Source organism: Pseudomonas sp. B21-056, assembly GCF_026016325.1.
Taxonomy (GTDB): Bacteria; Pseudomonadota; Gammaproteobacteria; order Pseudomonadales; family Pseudomonadaceae; genus Aquipseudomonas.
In genome coordinates this window covers 4382697-4406874 of the sequence record NZ_CP087203.1, presented here as the reverse complement: position 1 = coordinate 4406874, position 24178 = coordinate 4382697, and the positions used below count along the sequence as shown (strand labels likewise).

At 62.3% G+C, this 24178-nt stretch carries 17 protein-coding genes, 4 tRNA genes and 3 pseudogenes; 22 read left to right on the top strand and 2 right to left on the bottom strand.

The genetic code is table 11. The annotated features are described in order from the left end of the window. Positions 1 to 12 precede the first annotated feature (12 nt). From asd to LOY67_RS18780, 16 genes are all read left to right on the top strand, one after another. Entirely contained in the window at positions 13 to 1125 is a 1113-nt protein-coding gene (gene asd, locus LOY67_RS18855) for an aspartate-semialdehyde dehydrogenase (RefSeq protein ID WP_024779161.1), read from the top strand. 249 nt (positions 1126 to 1374) lie between these two features. Then, positions 1375 to 2385 (top strand): aspartate-semialdehyde dehydrogenase, encoded by a 1011-nt coding sequence (locus tag LOY67_RS18850; protein ID WP_265063919.1) that lies wholly within the window; start codon positions 1375 to 1377, stop codon positions 2383 to 2385. Between the two features lie 210 nt (positions 2386 to 2595). After that, the gene (locus tag LOY67_RS18845; RefSeq protein WP_265063918.1) at positions 2596 to 5196 is read left to right on the top strand and encodes a FimV/HubP family polar landmark protein; all 2601 of its coding nucleotides are present in this window, start codon (positions 2596 to 2598) and stop codon (positions 5194 to 5196) included. A gap of 286 nt (positions 5197 to 5482) precedes the next feature. Next, the gene (gene truA, locus LOY67_RS18840; protein WP_265067785.1) at positions 5483 to 6307 is read left to right on the top strand and encodes a tRNA pseudouridine(38-40) synthase TruA; all 825 of its coding nucleotides are present in this window, start codon (positions 5483 to 5485) and stop codon (positions 6305 to 6307) included. Positions 6308 to 6369: 62 nt separating this feature from the next. Beyond that, the gene (locus tag LOY67_RS18835; RefSeq protein ID WP_265063917.1) at positions 6370 to 7002 is read left to right on the top strand and encodes a phosphoribosylanthranilate isomerase; all 633 of its coding nucleotides are present in this window, start codon (positions 6370 to 6372) and stop codon (positions 7000 to 7002) included. Between the two features lie 257 nt (positions 7003 to 7259). Continuing rightward, entirely contained in the window at positions 7260 to 8180 is a 921-nt protein-coding gene (gene accD / locus LOY67_RS18830) for an acetyl-CoA carboxylase, carboxyltransferase subunit beta (protein ID WP_265063916.1), read from the top strand. After that, positions 8177 to 9484, top strand: a complete 1308-nt coding sequence (gene folC, locus LOY67_RS18825; RefSeq protein WP_265063915.1) for a bifunctional tetrahydrofolate synthase/dihydrofolate synthase — start codon at positions 8177 to 8179, stop codon at positions 9482 to 9484. The genes accD and folC overlap by 4 nt, the downstream gene beginning before the upstream one ends. After that, positions 9468 to 10136, top strand: coding sequence for an SPOR domain-containing protein (locus LOY67_RS18820; protein WP_265063914.1), 669 nt, complete (start codon positions 9468 to 9470; stop codon positions 10134 to 10136). Before folC ends, LOY67_RS18820 begins: the two co-directional genes overlap by 17 nt. A gap of 92 nt (positions 10137 to 10228) precedes the next feature. Further along, a complete protein-coding gene (locus tag LOY67_RS18815; RefSeq protein WP_265063913.1) occupies positions 10229 to 10789 on the top strand; it encodes a CvpA family protein in 561 nt (186 codons plus the stop codon). A 41-nt stretch (positions 10790 to 10830) separates the two neighbouring features. After that, positions 10831 to 12336 carry an amidophosphoribosyltransferase gene (purF, locus tag LOY67_RS18810; protein WP_265063912.1) on the top strand — a complete coding sequence of 502 codons (1506 nt, stop codon included), beginning with the start codon at positions 10831 to 10833 and terminating at the stop codon, positions 12334 to 12336. Positions 12337 to 12394: 58 nt separating this feature from the next. Continuing rightward, positions 12395 to 13606 (top strand): O-succinylhomoserine sulfhydrylase, encoded by a 1212-nt coding sequence (locus LOY67_RS18805; RefSeq protein WP_055129740.1) that lies wholly within the window; start codon positions 12395 to 12397, stop codon positions 13604 to 13606. Continuing rightward, the gene (locus LOY67_RS18800) at positions 13603 to 14376 is read left to right on the top strand and encodes an SDR family oxidoreductase (RefSeq protein WP_265063911.1); all 774 of its coding nucleotides are present in this window, start codon (positions 13603 to 13605) and stop codon (positions 14374 to 14376) included. Before LOY67_RS18805 ends, LOY67_RS18800 begins: the two co-directional genes overlap by 4 nt. 165 nt (positions 14377 to 14541) lie before the next feature. Further along, a tRNA-Val gene (locus LOY67_RS18795) sits at positions 14542 to 14617 on the top strand. Between the two features lie 58 nt (positions 14618 to 14675). After that, positions 14676 to 14752: transfer RNA gene (locus LOY67_RS18790), tRNA-Asp, on the top strand. An 88-nt stretch (positions 14753 to 14840) separates the two neighbouring features. Continuing rightward, positions 14841 to 14917 (top strand) — tRNA-Asp (locus tag LOY67_RS18785). A 290-nt stretch (positions 14918 to 15207) separates the two neighbouring features. Beyond that, a complete protein-coding gene (locus LOY67_RS18780; RefSeq protein ID WP_265063910.1) occupies positions 15208 to 17259 on the top strand; it encodes an FAD-binding oxidoreductase in 2052 nt (683 codons plus the stop codon). A gap of 22 nt (positions 17260 to 17281) precedes the next feature. Here the strand turns inward: LOY67_RS18780 and LOY67_RS18775 are convergent, their stop codons facing one another. Further along, positions 17282 to 18640 carry a PLP-dependent aminotransferase family protein gene (locus LOY67_RS18775; RefSeq protein WP_265063909.1) on the bottom strand — a complete coding sequence of 453 codons (1359 nt, stop codon included), beginning with the start codon at positions 18638 to 18640 and terminating at the stop codon, positions 17282 to 17284. A 123-nt stretch (positions 18641 to 18763) separates the two neighbouring features. Here LOY67_RS18775 and LOY67_RS18770 point away from each other — a divergent pair, with 123 nt between their 5' ends. From LOY67_RS18770 to LOY67_RS18760, 3 genes and pseudogenes are all read left to right on the top strand, one after another. Then, on the top strand, positions 18764 to 19168 hold the full coding sequence (locus LOY67_RS18770) for a VOC family protein (protein ID WP_265063908.1): 405 nt from the start codon (positions 18764 to 18766) through the stop codon (positions 19166 to 19168). Positions 19169 to 19214: 46 nt separating this feature from the next. After that, positions 19215 to 19844, top strand: a complete 630-nt coding sequence (locus LOY67_RS18765; protein ID WP_265063907.1) for a LysE family translocator — start codon at positions 19215 to 19217, stop codon at positions 19842 to 19844. Between the two features lie 28 nt (positions 19845 to 19872). Next, positions 19873 to 20733 (top strand): annotated as a pseudogene (locus LOY67_RS18760) (PhzF family phenazine biosynthesis protein). Positions 20734 to 20786: 53 nt separating this feature from the next. On the opposite strand, the gene LOY67_RS18755 reads toward LOY67_RS18760, so the two are convergent. Beyond that, complete coding sequence (locus LOY67_RS18755; RefSeq protein WP_265063906.1) at positions 20787 to 22070, bottom strand: NAD(P)/FAD-dependent oxidoreductase; 1284 nt, start codon at positions 22068 to 22070, stop codon at positions 20787 to 20789. A gap of 184 nt (positions 22071 to 22254) precedes the next feature. Between LOY67_RS18755 and LOY67_RS18750 the strand changes: the two genes are divergently transcribed. The 3 genes and pseudogenes from LOY67_RS18750 (at position 22255) to LOY67_RS18740 (ending at position 24112) form a co-directional block, all read left to right on the top strand. After that, positions 22255 to 22331: transfer RNA gene (locus LOY67_RS18750), tRNA-Val, on the top strand. A 402-nt stretch (positions 22332 to 22733) separates the two neighbouring features. Next, positions 22734 to 22954, top strand: a pseudogene (locus tag LOY67_RS18745) (group II intron reverse transcriptase/maturase); the annotation flags it as partial. 121 nt (positions 22955 to 23075) lie between these two features. Continuing rightward, a pseudogene (locus tag LOY67_RS18740) lies at positions 23076 to 24112 on the top strand (IS110 family transposase). Positions 24113 to 24178: the final 66 nt, after the last annotated feature.

Genomic DNA, 24178 nt, shown 5'->3' with positions numbered 1-24178 from the left:
GGTGCAGTTGCGATGAAACGTGTAGGTCTGATCGGTTGGCGGGGCATGGTCGGTTCCGTGCTCATGCAGCGAATGCTGGAAGAGCAGGATTTCGATCTCATCGAGCCGGTGTTTTTCACCACCTCCAATGTCGGTGGCCAGGGCCCATCCGTGGGCAAGGACACCGGTGCGCTCAAGGATGCCTACAGCATTGAAGAGCTCAAGACCCTCGATGTGATCCTGACGTGCCAGGGTGGCGACTACACCAGCGAAGTCTTCCCGAAACTGCGCGAAGCCGGCTGGCAGGGCTACTGGATCGACGCCGCTTCCAGCCTGCGCATGCAGGACGACGCGGTGATCATCCTCGACCCGGTGAACCGCAAGGTCATCGACCAGCAACTGGACGCCGGCACCAAGAACTACATCGGTGGCAACTGCACCGTCAGCCTGATGCTGATGGGCCTGGGTGGCCTGTTCGAAGCCGGTCTGGTGGAATGGATGAGCGCCATGACCTACCAGGCGGCTTCCGGTGCCGGCGCGCAGAACATGCGTGAGCTGATCAAGCAGATGGGCGCGACCCACGCCGCTGTCGCCGATGACCTGGCCAACCCGGCCAGCGCCATCCTGGACATCGACCGCAAGGTCGCCGAGGCGATGCGCAGTGATGCCTACCCGACCGAGAACTTCGGCGTGCCGCTGGCCGGCAGCCTGATCCCGTGGATCGACAAGGAGCTGCCTAACGGCCAGAGCCGCGAAGAGTGGAAGGCCCAGGCCGAAACCAACAAGATCCTCGGCCGCTTCAAGAGCCCGATCCCGGTGGACGGCATCTGCGTGCGCATCGGCGCCATGCGCTGCCACAGCCAGGCGCTGACCATCAAGCTGAACAAGGACGTGCCGATCGCCGACATCGAAGGGCTGATCAGCCAGCACAACCCTTGGGTCAAGCTGGTGCCGAACAACCGCGAAACCAGCATGCAGGAGCTGAGCCCGACCAAGGTCACCGGCACCCTGAACGTGCCGGTGGGTCGCCTGCGCAAGCTGAACATGGGCTCGCAGTTCGTCGGTGCCTTCACCGTCGGCGACCAACTGCTGTGGGGCGCGGCCGAACCGCTGCGTCGCATGCTGCGGATCTTGCTCGAACGTTGATCGTTGCTGCTGTGAAAGAACCCGTGCCTTGTGAGAGGTGCGGGTTTTTTTATGGCGATTGTATTGGTAGTTAGATCGTCATCGCGAGCAGGCTCGCTCCCACATTGGGTCTTCAGTGAACACACAACCTGTGGGAGCGAGCCTGCTCGCGATGACGCCAGTCCATCCACCACCAATCCCCCGTCAATTGCCTGGCCGCCAGCCACCCGGTAAAGTGCCGCTCCCCACGCATTACCCGAGGTAGACCCCATGAGCCAGTCCTTTGACATTGCCGTGATCGGCGCCACCGGTACGGTCGGTGAAACCCTCGTCCAGATTCTCGAAGAGCGCGACTTCCCCATCGGTAACCTGCACCTGCTGGCCAGCAGCGAGTCGGCGGGCAGCTCGGTGATGTTTCGCAACAAGAACGTGCGGGTACGAGAAGTCGACGCGTTCGACTTCAGCAAGGTGCAACTGGCGTTCTTCGCCGCCGGCCCGGCGGTGACCCTGAGCTTCGCCCCGCGTGCCACGGCCGCCGGTTGCGCGCTTATCGACCTGTCCGGCGCCCTGCCGCCGGAACAGGCGCCGCAGATCGTGCCGGAAGCCAACGCCCAGTTGTTGGCCGGCCTCGGCAAGCCGTTTCAGGTCAGCAGCCCGAGTGCCTCGGCCACCGCGCTGGCCGTGGCGCTGGCGCCGTTGCGTGAGTGCCTGGATGTGCGGCGCATCAGCCTGACCGCCAGCCTCGCCGTGTCCGCCCAGGGCCGCGTTGCCGTAAACGAATTGGCGCGTCAGACCGCCGAGTTGCTCAACGTCCGTCCCCTGGAGCCGACCTTCTTCGATCGGCAGATGGCGTTCAATCTGCTGGCCCAGGTCGGCACCCCGGACGAGCAGGGCCATACGCAACTGGAAAAGCGCCTGGTGCGCGAACTGCGCCAAGTGCTGGATCAACCTTTGTTAAAGATTTCCGTCACTTGCATTCAAGCCCCGGTATTTTTCGGCGATAGCTTTAGCGTGACCGTGCAGTCCGCGAACGCCGTCGACCTGAAAAAGGTCAACGCGGCCCTGGAAGCAGCCCCCGGCATCGAGCTGGTGGAGGCGGGCGACTACCCGACGCCGGTAGGCGATGCGGTGGGCCAGGATGTGATTTATATCGGGCGTGTGCGCGGCGGGATCGACGACCCGACGGAACTGAATATGTGGCTGACGACGGATAACGTGCGCAAGGGCGCGGCGCTCAATGCAGTGCAGGTGGCGGAGTTGTTGATAAAAGACCTGCTGTAAAAGATACTTGGCAACAATTTGTCGAATGATTCTAGCCGGGCGCTATGCTTGGCCTGGACGCTGAAGGCGAAAATCTCCCGCTGGGGACGTTCCCGGGCATGAGTAAAACGATCGTGTGGCCCGTCGCTTTGGGGCTGCGCGAGATGCCTTACGGCAGCGACATCAATACCTTCTCGCTGGCCGAGGAATGTTCAAACAAAGGAAGAGGCTATGGTTCAAGTTCGCAAACTGGTGTTAGCAATAGCGGCCGCCTCGGCGCTGTCCTCCGGTATGGCGCAAGCGCTCGGGCTCGGGGAATTGACCCTGAAGTCGCCGCCGAACCAGCCTCTGGTCGCGGAAATCGAGCTGCTCGATGTCCAGCAACTGACCGCCGCCGAAGTCGTACCCAGCCTGGCCTCGCCTGAGGATTTCGCCAAGGCCGGCGTCGACCGCCAGGCGTTCCTCAATGACCTGACCTTCACCCCGGTGATCAATGCCAATGGCAAGAGCGTCCTGCGGGTGACCTCCAGCCGGCCGTTGTCCGAACCGCTGGTCAAGTTCCTCGTGCAGGTGATGTGGCCCAATGGCCGCCTGCTGCGTGACTACAGCGTACTGGTCGATCCGTCCAAGTTCTCGCCCCAGGCTGCCGAGGCCGCCCGACCGAAACCGCCCCAGGTGGTGTCGACGCCGGTCACCGGCGCTACCAAACCGTCCCAGTACACCACCACACCGCGCGATACCCTCTGGGAAATCGCCGCCAAGGCCCGCAACGGCGGGTCGGTCCAGCAAACCATGCTGGCGATCCAGGCGCTGAACCCGCACGCATTCATCAACGGCAACATCAACCTGCTCAAGACCGGCCAGGTCCTGCGCCTGCCGGACCCGGTGCAAAGCACCGCGTTGCCACAACCCCAGGCCATTGCCGAAGTGGCTGCGCAGAACGCCGCCTGGCGCCAGGGGCGTCAAGGGCGTGCGACTGCAGCACCTGGTGGCCGGCAGCAACTGGACGCGACCAAGCGTGGGCAGGGGGAAGCCGCACCGGCGCAGACCGCAGGCCGCGATAACCTGAGCCTGGTGACGGCCGAGTCTGCGAAGGCGGGCAAGGGCAAAGGCAAGGGGGCTGCCGGTGATGCCCAGGCCCTGAGCAACAAGCTCGCGGTCACCCAAGAAAGCCTCGACTCGGCTCGCCGTGACAATGAAGAACTGAAAAGCCGCATGGCCGATCTGCAGAGCCAGTTGGACAAGCTGCAGCGCCTGATCGAGCTGAAGAACAATCAGCTGGCGAAGATGCAGGCCGAAGGTGCCGCGGTTCCGCCAGCCAATGAAGCGCCACCGGCAATGTCGGCGCAGTTGACGCCCGCACCGACGGCACAGGTCCCGGCGCCTGCACCGCAGGTGGCCCCTGAAGCGACACCCGAAGCGACGCCTGCGGCTACTCCGGCCGAGGAACCGGCGGTATCCAGCGAGCAGAAGTACAACGACCTGCTGACCAACCCGATCCTGCTCGGTTTGGTCGGCGGTGGGGCGTTGGTCCTGCTGTTGCTGTTGTTGCTGCTCGCCCGTCGCCGAAAGGCCCACCAGGAAGCCGAGAAGCATCTGCGCATGGCTCGAGCCCTCGAGGAGGAGGCCGACTTCTCCCCGGAGCTCGATCTGCCCCCGAGCAGCTTCGAGGGCATTGAAGTACCCGCGCCAAGCGTAAAGCTCGATCCCAAGCCAGCCCCTGCGCCGGCCCCCAAGCCGATTCCCCAGCCGGCTCCTGTGGTTGCTCCTGTGGTGGTCTCGGCGCCTATCGCGGCGCCATTGGTCGCCCCGGCTGCCGATCCTTTCGACGACGTGCTGGGCCAGGCGCAGGCCCATATCGATCGCGGGCGCTTGAACCAGGCGGCCGATCAGCTCGAGCAAGGCATCAAGGCCGAGCCACAGCGCAGCGACCTGCGCCTGAAACTGATGGAAGTCTACGGCCAGCAGGGCGACCGCGACGCGTTTGTCGCCCAGGAACGCCAGTTGGTGGCCAATGGTGAAAACTTCGCCCAGGTCGAGCAGCTCAAGAGCCGCTTCCCGGCCATGGTGGTTGCCACCAGTGCCACCCTGGCCGCGGCGGCGGTGGCTGCCGAACTGGACGCCCAGTACGTCAAGGAACTGCTGGAAGAAACGCCGGCAACCAATGAAGAACTGGACAGTGCCTTCGACCTGAGTCTGGATGACCTGGAGAACGCACCGACAGCGCCCGCCCCTGAGCCGGTAGCGGAGCTGGATGCGTTCCCGATGGACGACGATCTGAGCTTCGAATCGGTGCTCAAGCAGCAGACCGAAGCCAACGAAAGCCTGGACGATCTGTCGGAGTTCGACCTGGACCTGGGCGCCGATGCCCCGGCTCCAGCCCTGGAAGATGAAGACTTCCTGCTGGACCTGGGCGACGACCTCAAGGGTCTGGACGTGCCTGCGGCCGACACCCCGGCCTTGCTCGACACCCCAGCCGACGATCTCGAGCTGCCGGCGGATTTCGATCTGTCCCTGGCTGACGAAATGGACGCACCGAAGGATCCCTTCGAGTCCGAGCTGGACGATGTCAACGCCGAACTGGATCGCCTGTCCGACAGCCTGGGCCAGCCATCCTTCACGGCGGAAGACGCCCTGGCCAGTGTCGAGGACGAGCCGGACTTCGACTTCCTCAGCGGCACCGATGAAGTGGCGACCAAGCTCGACCTGGCCCAGGCCTACATCGACATGGGCGACCATGACGGCGCCCGGGATATCCTTGGTGAAGTCCTCAGCGAAGGCGATGCGACCCAGAAGAGCGAAGCGCAGGAGATGCTGACGCGCCTGGTGTGAGATCTTTGCAGTAACAAGCGCGGCAGCCATTGGGGCTGCCGTTTTTGTTTGGGCTGAATGCGAAGGTGTCCGGGCTGGCCTCATCGCGAGCAGGCTCGCTCCCACAGGGGATCTGCAGCGTTCACAGAACCTTGTGGGAGCGAGCCTGCTCGCGATAAGGCCGGCACATCCGCCGCAGGATCGACGGTTGCACTGGCATCCCACCCCACCCGCCTTATAATGCCCGCCTTTGCGTACCTCAGCAGGCTGTAATTCCTTGGCAAACATAGACAACCCGGCCGCCGAAATGGCGGCTGACGGCTTTTCCCGGATCGCCTTGGGCGTTGAATACAAAGGCTCGCGTTATCGCGGCTGGCAGCGCCAGGCTTCCGGTGTGGCGACCGTGCAGGAAACCCTTGAAAACGCGCTGTCCAAAGTCGCCGATACACCTGTGTCGCTGCACTGCGCTGGGCGCACCGATGCCGGCGTGCATGCCTGCGGCCAGGTGGTGCATTTCGACACCCAGGTCGAGCGTTCGATGAAGGCCTGGGTCATGGGCGCCAATATCAACTTGCCCCACGACGTCAGCGTCAGTTGGGCCAAGGTGATGCCGGCGCATTTCCATGCGCGTTTCAAAGCCATCGCCCGGCGTTATCGCTACGTGATCTACAACGACCAGATCCGCCCGGCGCACCTGAACGAAGAAATCACCTGGAACCACCGTCCGCTGGATGTCGAGCGCATGGCCGAAGCCGCGCAATACCTGGTCGGGGTTCACGATTTCAGCGCCTTTCGTGCCGGCCAGTGCCAGGCCAAGTCGCCGATCAAGGAACTGCATCACCTGCGCGTGACCCGTCACGGCAAGATGATCGTGCTCGACATCCGCGCCAGTGCCTTCCTGCACCACATGGTGCGCAACATCGCCGGCGTGCTGATGACCATTGGCGCCGGTGAACGGCCGGTGGAGTGGATCAAGGAAGTACTCGACAGCCGCATCCGCCGTTCCGGCGGCGTGACCGCGCATCCGTTCGGCTTGTACCTGGTGCAGGTTGAATATCGCGACGAGTTCGAATTGCCGCAGCGTTACATCGGGCCACATTTCCTCACCGGCTTCTCGGAACTCGACGGCTGACGCCCTCCGTTGCATTTGCTACCATCCGGGACTTTCACGGATTTACCTGGGGTTTTGACAACATGTCGGTCGTTCGCAGCAAGATTTGCGGGATCACCCGCGTCGAGGACGCGCTGGCGGCTGTCGAGGCCGGGGCCGATGCCATCGGGCTGGTGTTCTATGCCAAGAGCCCGCGGGCGGTGACCGTGCAGCAGGCGAGGGCGATCATCCAGGCCTTGCCGCCGTTCGTGACCCCGGTCGGCCTGTTCGTCAACGCCAGCCGTTGCGAGCTGGGCGAGATACTCGATGCGGTGCCGCTGGGCCTGTTGCAGTTCCATGGCGACGAGATGCCGGCCGATTGCGAAGGCTGGCACCGTCCCTACATCAAGGCGCTGCGGGTCAAGGCGGGGGATGACATCGCGGCCGCTTGCGAGACGTTTGCCAGCGCCAGTGGCATTTTGCTGGACACTTATGTAGAGGGCGTTCCAGGTGGTACCGGTGAAGCGTTCGACTGGTCGCTGGTGCCCCATGGCCTGAGCAAGCCGATCATCCTCGCCGGTGGCCTGACGGCTGACAACGTGGCCGAAGCGATTCGCCAGGTTCGTCCTTACGCGGTAGACGTCAGCGGTGGGGTGGAGCAGGGCAAGGGCATCAAGGACCCGGCGAAGATCCGGGCGTTCATGGCGGCTGTACGCAGCAGCCAGTCGCCAATGTGACGGCTGGCAGACTGCCGCCGTCCATACCTGCACTGTACACAGCAGGCAGGCGCCGCCTCCGGGCGGGCCGATAGCGTAGTGGCAACCGCGGTGCAGCGGTTGCAGGAATGGTTGAGGAAGGTTGGGCTGCACGCAGGTCATGTCTGGCACTGACCGTGGTGGCCTTTCGGCCCTCGCCGCACAATGAATTTAGCTCAAGGGCATACGCGGGGCCGCGAACCAGAGCGTTCGGGCCGCCGGTACTGGAGAAAGAAAGCATGAGCAACTGGTTGGTAGACAAACTGATCCCTTCGATCATGCGTTCCGAGGTGAAGAAAAGCTCGGTGCCTGAAGGTCTGTGGCACAAATGTCCATCCTGCGAAGCGGTGCTGTACCGCCCCGAGCTGGAAAAGACCTTGGACGTTTGCCCCAAGTGCAACCACCACATGCGCATCGGTGCGCGTGCCCGTATCGACATCTTCCTGGACGCCGAAGGCCGTGTTGAGCTGGGTGCCGACCTGGAGCCCGTGGATCGCCTGAAATTCCGCGACGGCAAGAAGTACAAGGACCGCCTGACCGCGGCCCAGAAGCAGACCGGTGAAAAAGACGCCCTGGTGTCCATGAGTGGCACCCTGTTGGGCATGCCGGTGGTGGTCTCGGCCTTCGAATTCTCCTTCATGGGCGGTTCCATGGGCGCCATCGTCGGCGAGCGCTTCGTTCGCGCCGCCAACTATGCCCTGGAAAACCGTTGCCCAATGATCTGCTTCGCCGCTTCCGGCGGTGCGCGGATGCAGGAGGCATTGATCTCGCTGATGCAGATGGCCAAGACTTCTGCCGTCCTGGCGCGTCTGCGTGAAGAAGGCCTTCCGTTCATTTCCGTGCTGACCGATCCGGTCTACGGTGGCGTTTCCGCCAGCCTGGCGATGCTGGGCGACGTGATCGTCGGCGAGCCGAAAGCCCTGATCGGCTTTGCCGGTCCACGCGTCATCGAGCAAACCGTGCGCGAAAAACTGCCGGAAGGTTTCCAGCGCAGTGAGTTCCTGCTGGAACACGGCGCCATCGACATGATCATTCATCGCCAGGAACTGCGTCCGCGCCTGGGTAACCTGTTGGCTCAACTGATGGGCCTGCCGACGCCGACATTCGTCGCCGCGCCAATCGAGCCGATGGTGGTTCCGCCGGTGCCTGCCGGGCTATGACCGAACGCACCCTGGGCGACTGGCTGGCCTATCTCGAGCAATTGCACCCATCGGCCATCGACATGGGGCTGGAGCGCTCGCAAGCGGTCATGTCCCGCATGGGGCTGGGCAAGCCGGCGCCCCGGGTCATCACCGTCACCGGCACCAACGGCAAGGGCTCGACCTGTGCCTTCGTGGCCTCGTTGCTGCGGGCCCAGGGGTTGAGCGTCGGTGTCTACAGCTCGCCGCACCTGCTGCGCTACAACGAGCGGGTGCAGGTCAACGGTGTCGAAGCTGCTGACGCCGAGCTGTGCGAAGCCTTCGCCGCGGTGGAAGCCGGGCGGGGCGAGATATCCCTCACGTATTTCGAAATGGGCACTTTGGCGGCTTTCTGGCTGTTTGCCCGTGCCGGTCTCGACGCCGTTGTGCTGGAAGTCGGCCTGGGCGGACGGCTGGACACGGTCAACCTGGTGGACGCGGACATCGCGTTGGTCACCAGTATCGGCGTGGACCATGCCGATTACCTGGGCGATACCCGCGAATCCGTGGCCTTCGAGAAGGCCGGTATCTTTCGCCAGGGCGCGCCTGCGCTCTGTGGTGATCTCAATCCTCCGCAACCGCTGCTGGACAAGGCCCGGGAACTGGCCTGTCCGTTCTTCCTGCGGGGGCGGGATTTCGATCTGGCAATGACCGAGCAGCATTGGCAATGGCGTGGCAGCGATCTGCACGGTAATCCGGTGGAGTTGCGCGACCTGCCGCTGCTGGACCTGCCGATGGAGAATGCCGCGCTGGCGCTCCAGGCCTACCTGCTGCTGGGGTTGCCGTGGGACGCCGGGAAAATCGTCGAAGCATTGCAGGCGACGCGCATCGTCGGTCGTCTTGATCGGCGCCAGTTCGAGTGGCAGGGCAAGCGCCTGAACCTGTTGCTGGATGTCGGTCACAACCCCCACGCGGCGCAGTACCTGGCTGAGCGCCTGGCGCGGCGGCCGGTGGCGGGGCGGCGGCTGGCGGTGTTCGGGTTGCTGTCCGACAAGGATCTGGATGGCGTGGTCGAGGCGTTGGATGCTAGTGTCCAGCACTGGGCGGTAACGCCCCTGGATTCGCCGCGATCACGTCCTGCGGCTGAATTGCAGGCCGCCTTGCAGGGTCGTGGCGCTTCGGTGGATGCTTACGCCAGTGTGGCCGCCGCGTTGGAAGGGCAGTGCGCCGTGGCAACGGCCGATGATGAAATCCTGTTGTTCGGATCATTTTTTTGTGTCGCCGAGGCCTTGCAATGGCTGGCCCGGCGCTCCACGGAGGAAGCTGCAGATGGCATTGCTGGATAAGGCATACAAGCAGCGCATGGTGGGGGCCTTGGTATTGGTGGCCCTGGCGGTGATTTTCCTGCCGATGCTGTTTTCCCGTCAGGACGAGCAGCGCCAGGTCATAGTCGATGCACCCGCCGCGCCCCAGGCGCCATCGGTTCCGCCTGTGCAGGTCGAGCCGGTGACGGTGCCCGAGCCGCAGGCATTGCCCCAGGAGCCCGTCCCGAGCGACGAGGAACTGGCTGAGCAACCGGCCGTGCCTTCCGCACCCATCCCCGCGGCACCGGCTGCATCGAGCAAGCCCGCCGTGGTTCCGGCTCCAGCTCCAGCTCCCGTTCCGGCGACCCCGGCGGTCAAGCCGGCGCCGACCCAACCGATCACCGCCGCGCCGAGCAAGCCGGACACCACTCAAAGTCGCGTGGACGCCAACGGCCTGTCGGTCAGCTGGTCCGTGCAACTGGCCAGCCTGACCAGTCGCGAAAGTGCCGAGAACCTGCAGAAATCCCTGCGCAGCCAGGGCTACAACGCCTACATCCGTTCCGCCGATGGCAAGAACCGGGTGTTTGTCGGTCCGCTGATCGAGCGTGCCGAAGCCGACCGTCTGCGGGACCTGCTCGGTCGGCAGCAGAATCTCAAGGGTTTTGTGGTGCGTTTCCAGCCGGAGCGCGGCTAAGCACCTGATTTGACTCACACTGACAATCGCAGCTTACCGACAGCCCTGGGCTCTGCTAAAATGCGCCGCCTTATCCGTCTGTAGGCTGCACCGTGCCATTTACCTGGGTTGACTGGGCGATCGTTGCGATCGTCGCCATCTCCGCATTGATCAGTCTGAGCCGAGGCTTCGTCAAGGAAGCCCTCTCGCTGCTGACCTGGATCATCGCGGGAGTCGTTGCCTGGATGTTTGGTGGCTCGCTGTCCCAGTACCTCGCCGGATACATCGAAACACCGTCGGCTCGCGTGATCGCGGGTTGTGCCATCTTGTTTGTCGCCACCTTGCTGGTCGGCGCAATGATCAACTATCTGATCGGCGAACTGATTCGCGTCACCGGGCTTTCCGGGACGGACCGGTTCCTGGGCATGGCCTTTGGCGCGGCGCGTGGCGCGTTGCTGGTGGTCGTGGCCGTCGGGCTCTTGAGCCTGGGGCCGGTACAACAGGATTCGTGGTGGCAGGAGTCCCGGCTCGTGCCACAATTTCTATTGGTTGCAGACTGGTCAAAAAACCTGATCCTGGGTTGGAGCAGTCAGTGGCTTGCCAGCGGTATCAGCGTACCCGCTGAAATACCGTTCAAGGAACACCTCTTGCCGACGGCCAAAACGCCGCAGTGAGTGTTGTTCAGTTCAGATCCATTAAGTAGGGGTTGCGTCGCATGTGTGGCATCGTCGGTATCGTCGGTAAGTCGAACGTCAATCAGGCGCTGTATGACGCGCTAACCGTGCTCCAGCACCGCGGCCAGGACGCTGCCGGTATCGTGACCAGCCATGACGGCCGGTTGTTCCTGCGCAAGGACAACGGCCTGGTGCGTGACGTGTTCCACCAGCGTCACATGCAGCGCCTGGTCGGCCACATGGGTATCGGCCATGTGCGTTATCCGACAGCGGGCAGTTCGACCTCGGCTGAAGCCCAGCCGTTCTACGTCAACTCGCCGTACGGCATCACCCTGGCGCACAACGGCAACTTGACCAACGTCGAGCAGTTGGCCAAGGAAATCTACGAATCGGACCTGCGCCACGTCAACACCAGTTCCGACTCGGAAGTGATGCTCAACGTGTTCGCCCACGAGCTGGCCCAGCGTGGCAAGCTGCAGCCGACCGAAGAAGACGTGTTCGCCGCCGTGACCGACGTGCATAACCGTTGCGTCGGTGGTTACTCGGTGGTGGCGATGGTCACCGGCTACGGCATCGTCGGTTTCCGCGACCCCCACGGCATTCGTCCTATCGTCTTCGGCCAGCGTCATACCGACGAAGGCGTCGAGTACATGATCGCCTCCGAAAGCGTGTCCCTGGACGTGCTGGGCTTCACCCTGATTCGCGACCTGGCCCCGGGCGAAGCGGTCTATATCACTGAAGACGGCAAGCTGTTCACCCGTCAGTGCGCGACCAACCCGAGCCTCACCCCGTGCATCTTCGAACACGTCTACCTGGCGCGTCCGGACTCGATCATCGACGGCATCTCGGTCTACAAGGCCCGCCTGCGCATGGGTGAGAAGCTGGCCGACAAGATCCTGCGCGAACGTCCGGACCACGACATCGACGTGGTCATCCCGATCCCGGACACCAGCCGCACCGCGGCCCTGGAGCTGGCGAACCACCTGGGCGTCAAGTTCCGCGAAGGCTTCGTGAAGAACCGCTACATCGGCCGGACCTTCATCATGCCGGGCCAGGCAGCACGGAAAAAATCCGTACGCCAGAAACTCAACGCCATCGAACTGGAATTCCGCGGCAAGAACGTGATGCTGGTGGACGACTCCATCGTGCGCGGCACCACGTGCAAGCAGATCATTCAGATGGCTCGCGAAGCCGGCGCCAAGAACGTGTACTTCTGCTCGGCGGCCCCGGCCGTGCGCTACCCGAACGTCTACGGCATCGACATGCCGAGTGCCCATGAGTTGATCGCTCATAACCGCACGACCCAGGAAGTGGCCGACCTGATCGGTGCCGACTGGCTGATCTACCAGGACCTGCCGGACTTGATCGAAGCCGTGGGCGGCGGCAAGATCAAGATCGAGCAGTTCGACTGCGCGGTGTTCGACGGCAAGTACGTCACCGGCGACGTCGACGAGGCCTACCTGAACAAGATCGAAAGCGCCCGCAACGACGCGTCCAAGGCCAAGACCCAGGCGGTCAGCGCGATCATCGATCTGTACAACAACTAAAGTGACAAACCGGCCCTGAGGGGCCGGTTTGCGTTTGACCGATTGCAGGAGTGACAGCATGAGTCAGGATTGGGATGCCGGTCGGCTGGACAGCGACCTTGAAGGAGTAGCGTTCGACACCCTGGCGGTTCGCGCCGGCCAGCACCGCACGCCGGAAGCCGAACACGGCGATCCGATGTTCTTCACCTCCAGCTACGTGTTCCGTACCGCCGCCGATGCGGCGGCGCGGTTCGCCGGTGAAGTGCCGGGTAACGTCTACTCGCGCTACACCAACCCCACCGTGCGCGCTTTCGAAGAGCGCATTGCCGCGTTGGAAGGTGCCGAGCAAGCGGTTGCCACCGCCACCGGCATGGCGGCGATCATGGCCGTGGTGATGAGCCTGTGCAGCGCCGGTGACCATGTCTTGGTATCGCGCAGTGTCTTCGGCTCGACCATCAGCCTGTTCGAAAAGTACTTCAAACGCTTCGGCGTGGAAGTCGATTATGTACCCCTGGCGGATCTGTCCGGGTGGGATGCGGCGATCAAGGCCAATACCAAGCTGCTATTTGTCGAATCGCCGTCCAACCCATTGGCCGAACTGGTGGACATTGCCGCGCTGGCGGAAATCGCCCATGCCAAGGGCGCCATGCTGGTGGTCGACAACTGTTTCTGCACCCCGGCGCTGCAACAACCGCTGAAGCTGGGCGCGGACGTGGTGGTGCATTCGGCAACCAAGTTCATCGACGGCCAGGGCCGTTGCATGGGTGGCGTGGTGGCCGGTCGTGGCGAGCAGATGAAAGAAGTGGTGGGCTTTTTGCGCACCGCCGGGCCGACCCTCAGCCCGTTCAACGCCTGGGTCTTCCTCAAGGGCCTGGAAACGTTGGGCCTGCGCATGAAGGCCCATTGCGCCAACGCCCAGGCGTTGGCCGAGTGGCTGGAACAGCAGGACGGCATCGAGAAGGTGCATTACGCCGGCCTCAAGAGCCATCCGCAACACGACCTGGCCCTGCGTCAGCAGCGCGGTTTCGGCGCGGTGGTGAGCTTCGAGGTCAAGGGGGGCAAGGAGGGCGCCTGGCGCTTCATCGACGCCACCCGGCTGGTCTCCATCACCGCCAACCTGGGCGACAGCAAGACCACCATCACCCACCCAAGCACCACCTCCCATGGTCGCTTGTCGCCGCAAGAGCGTGAAGCTGCGGGGATCCGCGACAGCCTGATCCGCGTCGCGGTCGGCCTGGAAGACGTGGCCGACCTGCAAGCCGACCTGGCGCGTGGGTTGGCGGCCTTGTGATCGAGCTGGCGACGCCGCCGAGCGGCACCCATGGCCGGGTTGCACTGGTGACGGGCGCCGCCCGGGGCATTGGCCTGGGCATCGCCGCCTGGCTGATCTGTGAAGGCTGGCAAGTGGTACTGACCGACCTGGATCGTGAACGCGGCTCCAAGGTGGCCAAGACGTTGGGTGATAACGCCTGGTTCATCGCCATGGACGTGGCGGACGAAGCGCAGGTCGCCACGGGCATTGCCGAGGTGCTGGGCCAGTTCGGCCGGCTCGACGCGCTGGTGTGCAACGCGGCGATTGCCGACCCACACAACATCACCCTCGAAAGCCTGGACCTGGCCTACTGGAATCGGGTCCTGGCGGTGAACCTTGGCGGACCGATGCTGCTGGCCAAGCACTGTGCGCCTTACCTGCGTGCCCACAACGGCGCCATCGTCAACCTGGCCTCGACCCGCGCCGCGCAGTCGGAACCCGACACCGAAGCCTATGCCGCGAGCAAAGGGGGCCTGTTGGCCCTGACCCACGCTTTGGCAATCAGCCTCGGGCCGGAGATCCGGGTCAATGCCGTCAGCCCTGGCTGGATCGACGCACGGGACCCGTCCCAGCGCCGTGCAGAGCCGTTGACCGACACCGATCATGCCCAGCATCCGGCGGGCCGGGTCGGCACGGTGGAGGACGTGGCGGCAATGGTGGCCTGGTTGCTGTCGCGCAATGCCGGTTTCGTCACGGGCCAGGAGTTCGTGGTGGACGGCGGCATGACCAAGAAAATGATCTATGAATGAAGCAGCTGCAAGTGGCGAGTTGCAAGCTGCAAGCGGTTTCGCGGTGTTGGCGTTTCTGCTTGCAGCTTGAAGCTTGTCGCTCGAAGCTGTTTTTGAAAAAAAACCAACCCTGCTATTGACTTAGCTTCGGCACCTGCGTAAATTTCGCGGCCTCAGCGAAGCAAAGGGTGATTAGCTCAGCCGGGAGAGCGTCTGCCTTACAAGCAGAATGTCGGCGGTTCGATCCCGTCATCACCCACCATGTTTCACGAGAGTTTTGCGAAAGCAAGACGGAAGCTGTCAAAAGCCTCCACCGACGCGCAGCGGTAGTTCAGTCGGTTAGAATACCGGCCTGTCACGCCGGGGGTCGCGGGTTCGAGTCCCGTCCGCTGCGCCATATTTTCCGAGTCAGGTCCGCCTGGTTCGAGATCAAGCCCGAGGGTTTTGATCAGACGAGTCAAATGGACGCAAGTCCACAGCGATACGCAGCGGTAGTTCAGTCGGTTAGAATACCGGCCTGTCACGCCGGGGGTCGCGGGTTCGAGTCCCGTCCGCTGCGCCATATCTGCTTCGAGGCCCACTGAACGCCTTGAAGCCAGGAAGAAAGCCAAAAGGCCTCTTCTGATCGATAGCAAAGACCCTGGTCGAAAGACCGGGGTTTTTTGTTTGTGCAATTCAAGACAAGCCTGCGACCATTCCAGTTTCTGAAAGAGTGGATTGTGGTTTGTGCGCATTCCGTCACAGGTGCATCAGGAGGAATATGAGCGCTCACGCTCACCTCCGCAGGGGGTGAAAGAACTCTGGCCGTAGCCGCTGGCGCGCGATTGCGCCGCGTGCGCGAGGTGACCTCGAATGGACAAAATCTCAACACCACAACGTTCGCCCTGGCATGAAGGCGAGTTGACCTTGCAGCGCGCAGTCGGTGCGGTCGACATGATGGTGGGTGTAGGCCAGCGGCAAATGGCCCGGGCGTGGATGCCGGACCAGCATCGTGAGTTCTATGCCCAACTGCCCTTCGTGGTGTTGGGGGCTGTGGACCGGCAAGGCGATGTGTGGGCCACGATTCGCACGGGGCAACCTGGCTTCATGCATTCCCCAACGCCGGAACGCCTGCACATCACCCTCCAGCCACAGCCCGACGACCCTGCCCAGGACGGCATGCAGCAAGGCGATGCCATTGGCATGCTCGGCATCGAGTTGCATACCCGTCGACGCAACCGCATGAACGGCAACGTGCTGCGTCAGCTGGATGACGGCATTGAAATCGCCGTGACCCAGGCCTACGGCAATTGCCCGCGCTACATCAATCTGCGCCAGTACGCCTTCGTCGACGAGACAGCGGGCGCCGTGCTCGAGTTGACCAGCGCAGACCCACAGGTACGGCGCATGGTCACCGCGGCCGACTCGTTCTATGTCGCGACCTACGTCGTGCGCGACGGCCAGAACCAGGTCGATGCCTCACATCGCGGCGGCAAACCCGGTTTTGTGCGAATGGAAGAAGACGGGACGCTGACCATTCCGGACTTCTCCGGGAATCTGTTCTTCAACACCCTGGGCAACATCCTGCTGAACCCCCGGGCTGGACTGGTGTTCGTTGACTTCCAGACCGGCGACCTGCTGCAGATGAGCGGCTCTGCCGAGGTGCTGCTGGACAGCCCCGAAATTGCTGCGTTCCAGGGCGCCGAGCGGCTATGGCGCTTCAAGCCGCAGCGTATTGTCTATCGTCAGGCCGCGATCCCGTTGCGCTGGACAGACACGGCCGAAGGCGCCTCACCTAACTCGATGATGACGGGCAGTTGGGAGCAAGCCACCGAGCGCTTGCAGGCCGAAGCCCTGCGCAGTCACTGGCGACCGATGCGGGTGGTGCGCATTGAGGACGAGAGCCGCAGCATCCGCTCGTTCTATCTGCAAGCCAATGACGGCGCCGGCTTACCCAGCTTCGAGCCGGGGCAGCACTTGCCCGTGCGGGTTCTGCTGGAAGGGCAGCAGGCACTCTCGATTCGTACCTACAGTGTTTCCAGTTCACCGTCCGATGAGTTCTTGCGCATCAGCGTCAAACGCGACGGCTCGGTGTCATCGCATCTGCATGATCGTATTCACGTCGGGGACTGGATCGAAGCCCGAGCGCCCCAAGGGGATTTCACCGTCCAGGCCGCCGAGCGACGCCCCCTGGTACTGCTGGGCGCGGGGGTTGGCATTACGCCGTTGCTGTCGATGTTGCGGGAAGTGGTTTATCAAGGGAAACGCATCAATCGCATGCGGCCGACGTGGCTGATACAAAGCAGCCGTGCAGTCGCCGACCTGGCTTTTCGTAATGAAGTCGACGAGCTGGTGGCCCGTGCGGGGGACAAGATCAAGGTCCTGCGGGTGGTCAGTCAGCCGCCCATCGACGGTTCAGCCGACAGCTATGACATGGCCGGCCGCATCGATGTCGAGCTGCTCAAGACCTTGCTCCCGCTGAATGACTACGACTACTACCTCTGCGGGCCGGGGAGCTTTACCCAGGCGCTGTATGATGGCCTGCGCAAATTACGCATTCCGGATGATCGCATCCTCGCGGAAACCTTCGGCCCGTCGACGCTGGTTCGTGACATTGAAGTCAGCGTGCCTGCGGCGGAACAGGTGCCCATGGCCGATGAAGCGGTGAAAGTCCTGTTCGCCACCTCGGGCAAGGAAGCGCGCTGGGAACCGGGGGCCGGGACGTTGCTTGAATTGGCGGAGGCACGAGGCCTGAGTCCGGAATTCAGTTGCCGCGGAGGTTCCTGCGGCACCTGTAAAACCCGACTGAGCAGTGGCCAGGTGCATTACCTGAACACGCCGGCGCAACGATTGGCGGAGGATGAAGTGTTGATCTGTTGCGCTGTGCCGGCCCAGGGGAGTGAGACTCTGGTGTTGGACGTCTGAGGCGTTTGAAGGCTGCCCTGGTTCAATCAGGCGCGTCCGGCTCGGGCTCCAGCAGGTTCGACAGGCGTGTCAGCCCCTGGGTCAGTTCCTCGAAGGACGGGCCCCCAAGACACAGGCGAATGCCGGTCATCGGTTCATCGCGATCCACCATCAGCGATTCCGGCGCCGTCACCCTGATGCCTGCCAGGGCAGCCGCCTTCGTGAAGCGATCAGCGGCGTCGCGAGGCATCGGTAGCCAGATGTGATAAGCGTCCGGGTGCGAGACGCATTCGGCCTCGCCGAGCAATTCGCTGGCGAGCCCCGTTCTGCGCCGCGCTTCATGCCGCAAGTCCTGCTGGATGGAGGCGATGACGCCGCTGGACAACCAGTCTTCCACCACGGCACAGGACAACGGCGACGGGCCCAGGGGAATATCCTGCAGGTGTTCCTGCGCCGCGACAAGCAACTCAGCGGGCAGCGTGAGCATGCCGATCCTCAATCCGGGGCCGAGGGATTTGGACAGGCCGTTGACGTGCAGCACCCTCTCGGGCGCCAGCGTCGCGAGGGCAGGCACTGACGCAGATCCCAGCGCATAGACCCCATCCTCGATGATCCAGACGCCCGCTTGTCGACAGACCTCGACAATAGCTTGCCGTCGCGCCGCATCCATCGTCGCCGTGGTCGGGTTGTGAAGCGTGGGGGTGAGATAGACCACTTTATTGCTGGCTGCTGCGAGATGACCGAGGGCCTGGGCGAGCGCCTCCGGCAGCATGCCTTGCGCGTCGATCTGGACCCCTTGCATCCGGTAGCCTTTGCGCCGGGCCAGGGCAATCGCGCCGGGGTACGTGAGGCGTTCCGTCAGGATCACTCCGTGGGGGCCGCAGGCGAGGTCGAAAGCCAGGGAAATGGCCTGGCGGGCATTGCCCGTCAGCACCAGGTGGGACGGTTCGACCACGATGCCGAGGGTTTCAAGCCAACGGGCCAATAGGCGCCGATGTTCCAGGTGTCCGGCGGGTGGTGAGTAGAGATTGAGATGGTCGGCGTCGATCTTGCGAGCGATGCCGGTCAAGGTCTGCGCCAGGAGGCGGCTCGTCAACATGGCCGGCGGCACATTGGACGAGAGATCGATCTGCCGCTGCCCGTGTGCCTGCAGGATGGCCACGAACGTTGCCCGCCCTTTGACGCTGCGCACCAGGCCCCGTCGTTCCAGGGCGGCATAGGCTTTCGTCACCGTGCCCAGCCCGATTCCCAGTTGCCACGCAAGCTCCCGATGGGCGGGCAGGCGGTCGCCACTGTTCAATCGTCCTTCAACGATATCGTCGGCCAGGGCGCACACCAGCCGTTCTGATGCGTTCGCTTCGATGTCCGCGAGGCGGGGTGTCCAGGGCGATTGAAGGCGCATTGCGGGTACCCAGTGAATGAATAGTGTCGCGTGACACTATTTCAATAGTCATGAAGTGTCACGCGCATTATGGTGCTTTCTAAATGACTTATTTAACTGCGATAGCGAACCAGGGAGCGCCTAATGTTTAGCCATGTCACCGTGGGGACGCAGGACCTTGAGCAGGCCGGCCATTTCTACGATGCCATCCTCGCGCCACTCGGTCTGAAGCGTCGTGCCGTCGTGCCGGATGGCGGGCCAGCGTCGCTCTGCTGGGTGACGGGCGTTGCGCCGTTGCCACGCTTTTATGTCTATACCCCTCGCAACGGCGACCCGTCGACCATTGGCAATGGCAGCATGGTCGCCTTCCTGGCGTCCTCGAAAGACGCCGTAGAGCAGGCCTACGCTGCGGGGCTTGCCAAGGGTGGGACGGACGAAGGAGAGCCAGGTCCGCGCCCTCACTACGGCGACGGTTATTTCGGCGCCTATCTGCGCGACCCTGATGGAAACAAGGTTCACATCGTTCACCGCGCGGACCTGCTGCCATGAATAAACCTACTCATGGATTTAGGGCTCCGTGCCTAGGGGCGTTCCCATGATCGACCACACGATCATGCTCGCCTTTGGCAGCTACATTCTTGCTGCCGCCAGCCCGGGCCCGAGCAATATGGCGATCATGGGCGTGGCGATGCGTGACGGGCGCTCCCACGCCTTGGTCCTGGCGTCCGGCGTCATGACAGGGTCGCTCTTCTGGGCGTTCCTGGCGGCAACGGGCATCTCCGCATTGTTGGCGGCTTATGCTCAGGCGCTCTTCGTCATCAAGGTGGCGGGCGGGGTCTATTTGCTCTACCTGGCGATGCGCGCGGGTAAGGCTGCCATGGCATCGACACACGAGGGCGCCGGTGCGGTTGACGGGCGGGAGGCGCGACGTTATCTGCCTCTGTACCGCCAGGGCGTGCTCATGCACATCGGCAACCCCAAGGCCGTTATGTCGTGGATGGCGATCATGTCGCTCGGGCTTCGTGAAGATGCGCCAGCCGGCACCTTGGCTGCGATCATCGGCGGCTGCGCCTTGCTCGGCGTCCTCATCTTCGGTGGCTATGCCATTGTCTTTTCAACGGCCAGGATGATCGCTGGCTACGCCCAGCTGCGACGCTGGATACAAGGGCTTTTTTCTGCGCTGTTTGCTGTTGCGGGATTGAAGCTGCTCGTGTCATCCAACTGACGATTCGCGTTCGAAACCAGCAGAAAAAATGAGGAGGAATGCCTTGGAGCCTGTGATTCAGATCGTTGATGTGTTTAGCGCGGGGCCGCTCTCCGGCAATCCGCTGGCGGTGGTCATGGGAGCCGATGCGCTGGAGACGGATGAAATGCAGCGTCTGGCGCGCTGGCTCAACTTGTCGGAAACGACCTTTTTGTTGGCGTCGGCGCATCCGGACGCAGACTACCGGGTCAGGATTTTCTCGCTGGACCGAGAGTTGCCGTTCGCCGGGCACCCGACATTGGGGAGTTGTCATGCCTGGCTTTCGACCGGCCGCACACCCAGGAGTGAAGCGCAGATTGTCCAGGAGTGTGGTGTAGGACTCGTTGCAGTTCGTCGTGACCAAGGCCGGCTTTGCTTTGCCGCTCCGTCGTTGATTCGCGCCGGCGCCCCGTCAAGGGAAGAGCTGAGCGAGGCGGTGCGGTTTCTGCGGATAGATCCGTGCGACGTCGTCGATGCGACCTGGGTCGACAATGGTCCTGGATGGTTGGGAATCCGATTGGCATCGGCCGAGCAAGTCCTCGCCCTGCAACCGGCACCAAACTAGCCGGGTAGAATCGACGTTGGCGTGGTCGGGCCGCACGCCAGTGGGGATGCGGCTTTCGAAGTGCGCGCCTTTTTCAATAATCACCTGGGCGCTATCGTCGAAGACCCGGTCACGGGCAGTTTGAATGCCTCATTGGCGCAGTGGTTGTTCAAGGCTGGTCAGGCTGAGCAAGCCTATGTCGCGGCCCAAGGCACTTGTCTCGGTCGCAAAGGGCGCATCCATGTGAGCCGCGATGAGGCCGGTCAGGTCTGGGTCGGTGGAGAAACGCGTACTCAGGTTGAGGGAAGGTTGCAGGGGCTTTTTTGAGCATCAGCCCCTGATGGAATAGCCCCATTCTCTCGCGGGGACTACTACAGGTTTCAAACCCCGAGCTTGTCCCGCAGCCCGTAATACCATGCGCCCAGCGCCGCGAATGGCGTGCGCAACAGCTGGCCGCCGGGGAACGGATAATGGGGCAGGTCGGCAAACGCATCGAAACGCTCGGCCTGGCCGCGCAACGCCTCGGCCAATACCTTGCCCGCCAGATGCGTATAAGTCACGCCATGACCGCTGCACCCCTGGGAATAGTAGACGTTGTCCCCCAGGCGTCCGACCTGCGGAAGACGCGACAAAGTCAGCAGGAAGTTTCCGGTCCAGGCGTAATCAATCTTCACATCCTTGAGCTGCGGGAACGCCTTGAGCATCTTCGGCCGGATGATCGCCTCGATGTTCGCCGGGTCCCTGGCGCCATACACCACGCCACCGCCGAAGATCAGGCGCTTGTCGCCGGTCAACCGGTAGTAGTCGAGCAGGTAGTTGCAATCCTCGACGCAATAATCCTGAGGCAACAGGCTGCGAGCCAATTCCTCTCCCAACGGCGCGGTCGTGATCACCTGCGTGCCGCAAGGCATGGACTTGGCCGCCAGCTCCGGCACCAGATTGCCCAGATAGGCATTACCGGCCACGATAATGAACTTGGCCCTGACCTTGCCCTGTGGCGTATGCACCACTGGGCTGGCACCGCGCTCGATGCGCACCGCCGGCGACTGTTCATAAATCACCCCACCCAGGGACTCCACCGCCGCGGCTTCACCCAGCGCCAGATTGAGCGGATGGATATGGCCGCCGCTCATGTCCAGCATGCCGCCGACATATTGATCGCACGCCACCACCTCACGGATACGACGCTGATCCAGCAGCTCCAACTGGGTATGGCCGAAGCGCTCCCACAAACGCTTCTGCGACTCCAGATGGCCCATCTGTTTAGCTGTAAGGGCCGCGAATACACCGCCGTCCTTCAGATCGCACTGAATCTGATACTTCGCCACCCGCTCGCGAATGATCCGCCCACCCTCGAACGCCATCTTGCCCAGCAACTGCGCCTGCTGCGGGCCGACACTGCGCTCGATCACATCGATGTCGCGGCTATAACTGTTGACGATCTGCCCGCCATTGCGACCCGAAGCGCCAAACCCCACCTTGGCGGCCTCGAGAATCGTGACCTTGAAACCGTTCTCCAGCAAAAACAGGGCAGAGGACAGACCGGTATAGCCTGCACCGATCACGCACACATCAGTCTCGATGTCATCCTGCAGGGCCGGGCGGGGCGGCACCGGATTGGCCGACGCGGCGTAATAGGACGCTGGATAAGGTGTGTTCGCCATTCTGCAACCTCTGTTTTATATTTTTTACGAGTGCGCAGATCCTACCCGAGATAAAAATCGGCCGCCAGCCACCCCCAAAGTCTCCGTCCCGTGGGGGAAATTAAATATTTTGCATATTCATAGGGTTAGGTGAAAAAAAGGTGTTGACACCCCTTCGGAATTCCGTAGAATGCCGCCTCACAGCAGGCACGTAGCTCAGTTGGTTAGAGCACCACCTTGACATGGTGGGGGTCGTTGGTTCGAGTCCAATCGCGCCTACCAAACAAAATCCGCTCTGCTGGGCGGTCTAGAGGGGCTCACCGAAAGGTGGGCCCTTTTTGCTTACAGAGAAACATTCACAATTTAGCCCCTCCTTTCACAGTTGCCTAGTGTGAACGGTTTAGGGGCTTTCTTGTTTTCACACTCAGAATTGTGAACGGCTCTCCTTAACCTATTGATACGTAAGGCTTGAGCCCTTTCTTGTCTAGGTGGTGGTACGTTCGCAAGCTCACTCCCTTGCCCGTTGTTCGTACCTCACACGGGCATGCTGTCTATCCGAGGATGAAGGCTGCCAGTGTGTATCTGCGGCGTCTGTGACGTGGACGAAAGCGGAGGCGAACACGATGGAGCGGGTGCTTGCACCGGCCAACCTCAAGCGTGGGTATCAACGTGTAGTCAGCAACAAGGGGCATCGGGTGGCGGCAATGGAAGCGACCCTCGACGAGGGCCCGCAACCTGATCCGGCTTGCCTCGATGAAGCGCGTGCTTGGAAGTCGACGGTCAATGGTCGTGGCCCGTGGTGGAACTCGGCAGCGCCACGTATGAATCAGGCACTGCCGAAGAAGTTGTGGGATGGCCTTGGGCTGGTCTCGATACTGGATACGATCAACGGTTTATCCGCATAGCCTGAACCGCCGTATACGGAACCGTACGTACGGTGGTAATGGAATGGACGCCCCCTATCCTGACGGCATCGATGTGCCAAAGTGAAAGTGTTAATAGCACTTAACGGAAGGGAGCGTCCCCATGAAGCTTACGACTGTTGGTATCGACTTGGCAAAAAACGTGTTTCAAGTGCACGGAGTCGACGAACAAGGCAAGCCAGTACTGAAAAAGCAGCTCAAACGTGACCAGCTTGCCCCTTTCTTTGCAGTATTGGCGCCGTGCTTGATCGGTATGGAGGCTTGCGGCAGTGCCCATCACTGGGCAAGAAAACTGCAAGCATTTGGACATACGGTCAAGTTGATGGCTCCACAATTTGTTAAGCCCTATGTGAAACGAACAAGAACGACGCAGCCGATGCAGAAGCCATCTGTGAAGCGATAGCTCGACCCAATATGCGTTTCGTGCCGATCAAGACGACAGAGCAACAAGCGGTCTTGGCCACGCATCGTGCGCGTCAGGGTTTTGTTAAGGCGCGTACAGCGCAAGCGAACTCGATTCGAGGTCTGCTCGGTGAGTTCGGCATTGTCATCGCGCAAGGGATCGGCCATATCGTCGAGCGTTTGCCGGGCATCCTGGAAGATGGCGAAAACGGTCTACCCAGTTCATTCCGGCAATTGATGCAGCGCCTGGGCGATCATCTGAAGGAGTTGGACCGGCAGGTGGGTCAACTTGAACGGGAAATTCAACAATGGCATCGAGGGAACGAAGCCAGTTGCAAGCTTGCAGAAATACCGGGTATTGGACCGATCACCGCAAGTGCTCTGGTGGCTTCGGTAGGTGATGCGAAGAGTTTTGCCAACGGTCGGCAGATGGCGGCATGGTTGGGATTAGTACCGCGACAGCATTCGAGCGGAGGCAAGTCCACGCTGTTAGGTATCAGCAAGCGGGGCGATAGCTATTTGCGCACATTGCTGGTTCACGGAGCACGAGCTGTGGTTCGTTACGCCGAAGGTAAAACCGACCCCTCAGCGGATTGGTTGAAGGGTTTGTTGGTGCGTCGCAACACGAATGTGGCAGTCATCGCACAGGCCAACAAAAATGCCCGGATTGCCTGGGCGCTGTTGGCCCATGACCGCAGATTCCGGTCTGGTTACACCCCTGCTGTCGCAGGAGCGTAACCAGACCGGTGGAGTCAGGCGATGATGGGTTAGAAGGAGTACTTCCAAGGTTGCCCAGGCAATCAT

Bases quoted from the DNA above. Each gene is read 5' to 3' on its own strand.
- asd (WP_024779161.1), top strand. From the start codon at position 13: ATGAAACGTGTAGGTCTGATCGGTTGGCGGGGCATGGTCGGTTCCGTG.
- LOY67_RS18850 (WP_265063919.1), top strand. From the start codon at position 1,375: ATGAGCCAGTCCTTTGACATTGCCGTGATCGGCGCCACCGGTACGGTC.
- LOY67_RS18845 (WP_265063918.1), top strand. From the start codon at position 2,596: ATGGTTCAAGTTCGCAAACTGGTGTTAGCAATAGCGGCCGCCTCGGCG.
- truA (WP_265067785.1), top strand. From the start codon at position 5,483: ATGGCGGCTGACGGCTTTTCCCGGATCGCCTTGGGCGTTGAATACAAA.
- LOY67_RS18835 (WP_265063917.1), top strand. From the start codon at position 6,370: ATGTCGGTCGTTCGCAGCAAGATTTGCGGGATCACCCGCGTCGAGGAC.
- accD (WP_265063916.1), top strand. From the start codon at position 7,260: ATGAGCAACTGGTTGGTAGACAAACTGATCCCTTCGATCATGCGTTCC.
- folC (WP_265063915.1), top strand. From the start codon at position 8,177: ATGACCGAACGCACCCTGGGCGACTGGCTGGCCTATCTCGAGCAATTG.
- LOY67_RS18820 (WP_265063914.1), top strand. From the start codon at position 9,468: ATGGCATTGCTGGATAAGGCATACAAGCAGCGCATGGTGGGGGCCTTG.
- purF (WP_265063912.1), top strand. From the start codon at position 10,831: ATGTGTGGCATCGTCGGTATCGTCGGTAAGTCGAACGTCAATCAGGCG.
- LOY67_RS18805 (WP_055129740.1), top strand. From the start codon at position 12,395: ATGAGTCAGGATTGGGATGCCGGTCGGCTGGACAGCGACCTTGAAGGA.
- LOY67_RS18780 (WP_265063910.1), top strand. From the start codon at position 15,208: ATGGACAAAATCTCAACACCACAACGTTCGCCCTGGCATGAAGGCGAG.
- LOY67_RS18775 (WP_265063909.1), bottom strand. From the start codon at position 18,640: ATGCGCCTTCAATCGCCCTGGACACCCCGCCTCGCGGACATCGAAGCG.
- LOY67_RS18770 (WP_265063908.1), top strand. From the start codon at position 18,764: ATGTTTAGCCATGTCACCGTGGGGACGCAGGACCTTGAGCAGGCCGGC.
- LOY67_RS18765 (WP_265063907.1), top strand. From the start codon at position 19,215: ATGATCGACCACACGATCATGCTCGCCTTTGGCAGCTACATTCTTGCT.
- LOY67_RS18755 (WP_265063906.1), bottom strand. From the start codon at position 22,070: ATGGCGAACACACCTTATCCAGCGTCCTATTACGCCGCGTCGGCCAAT.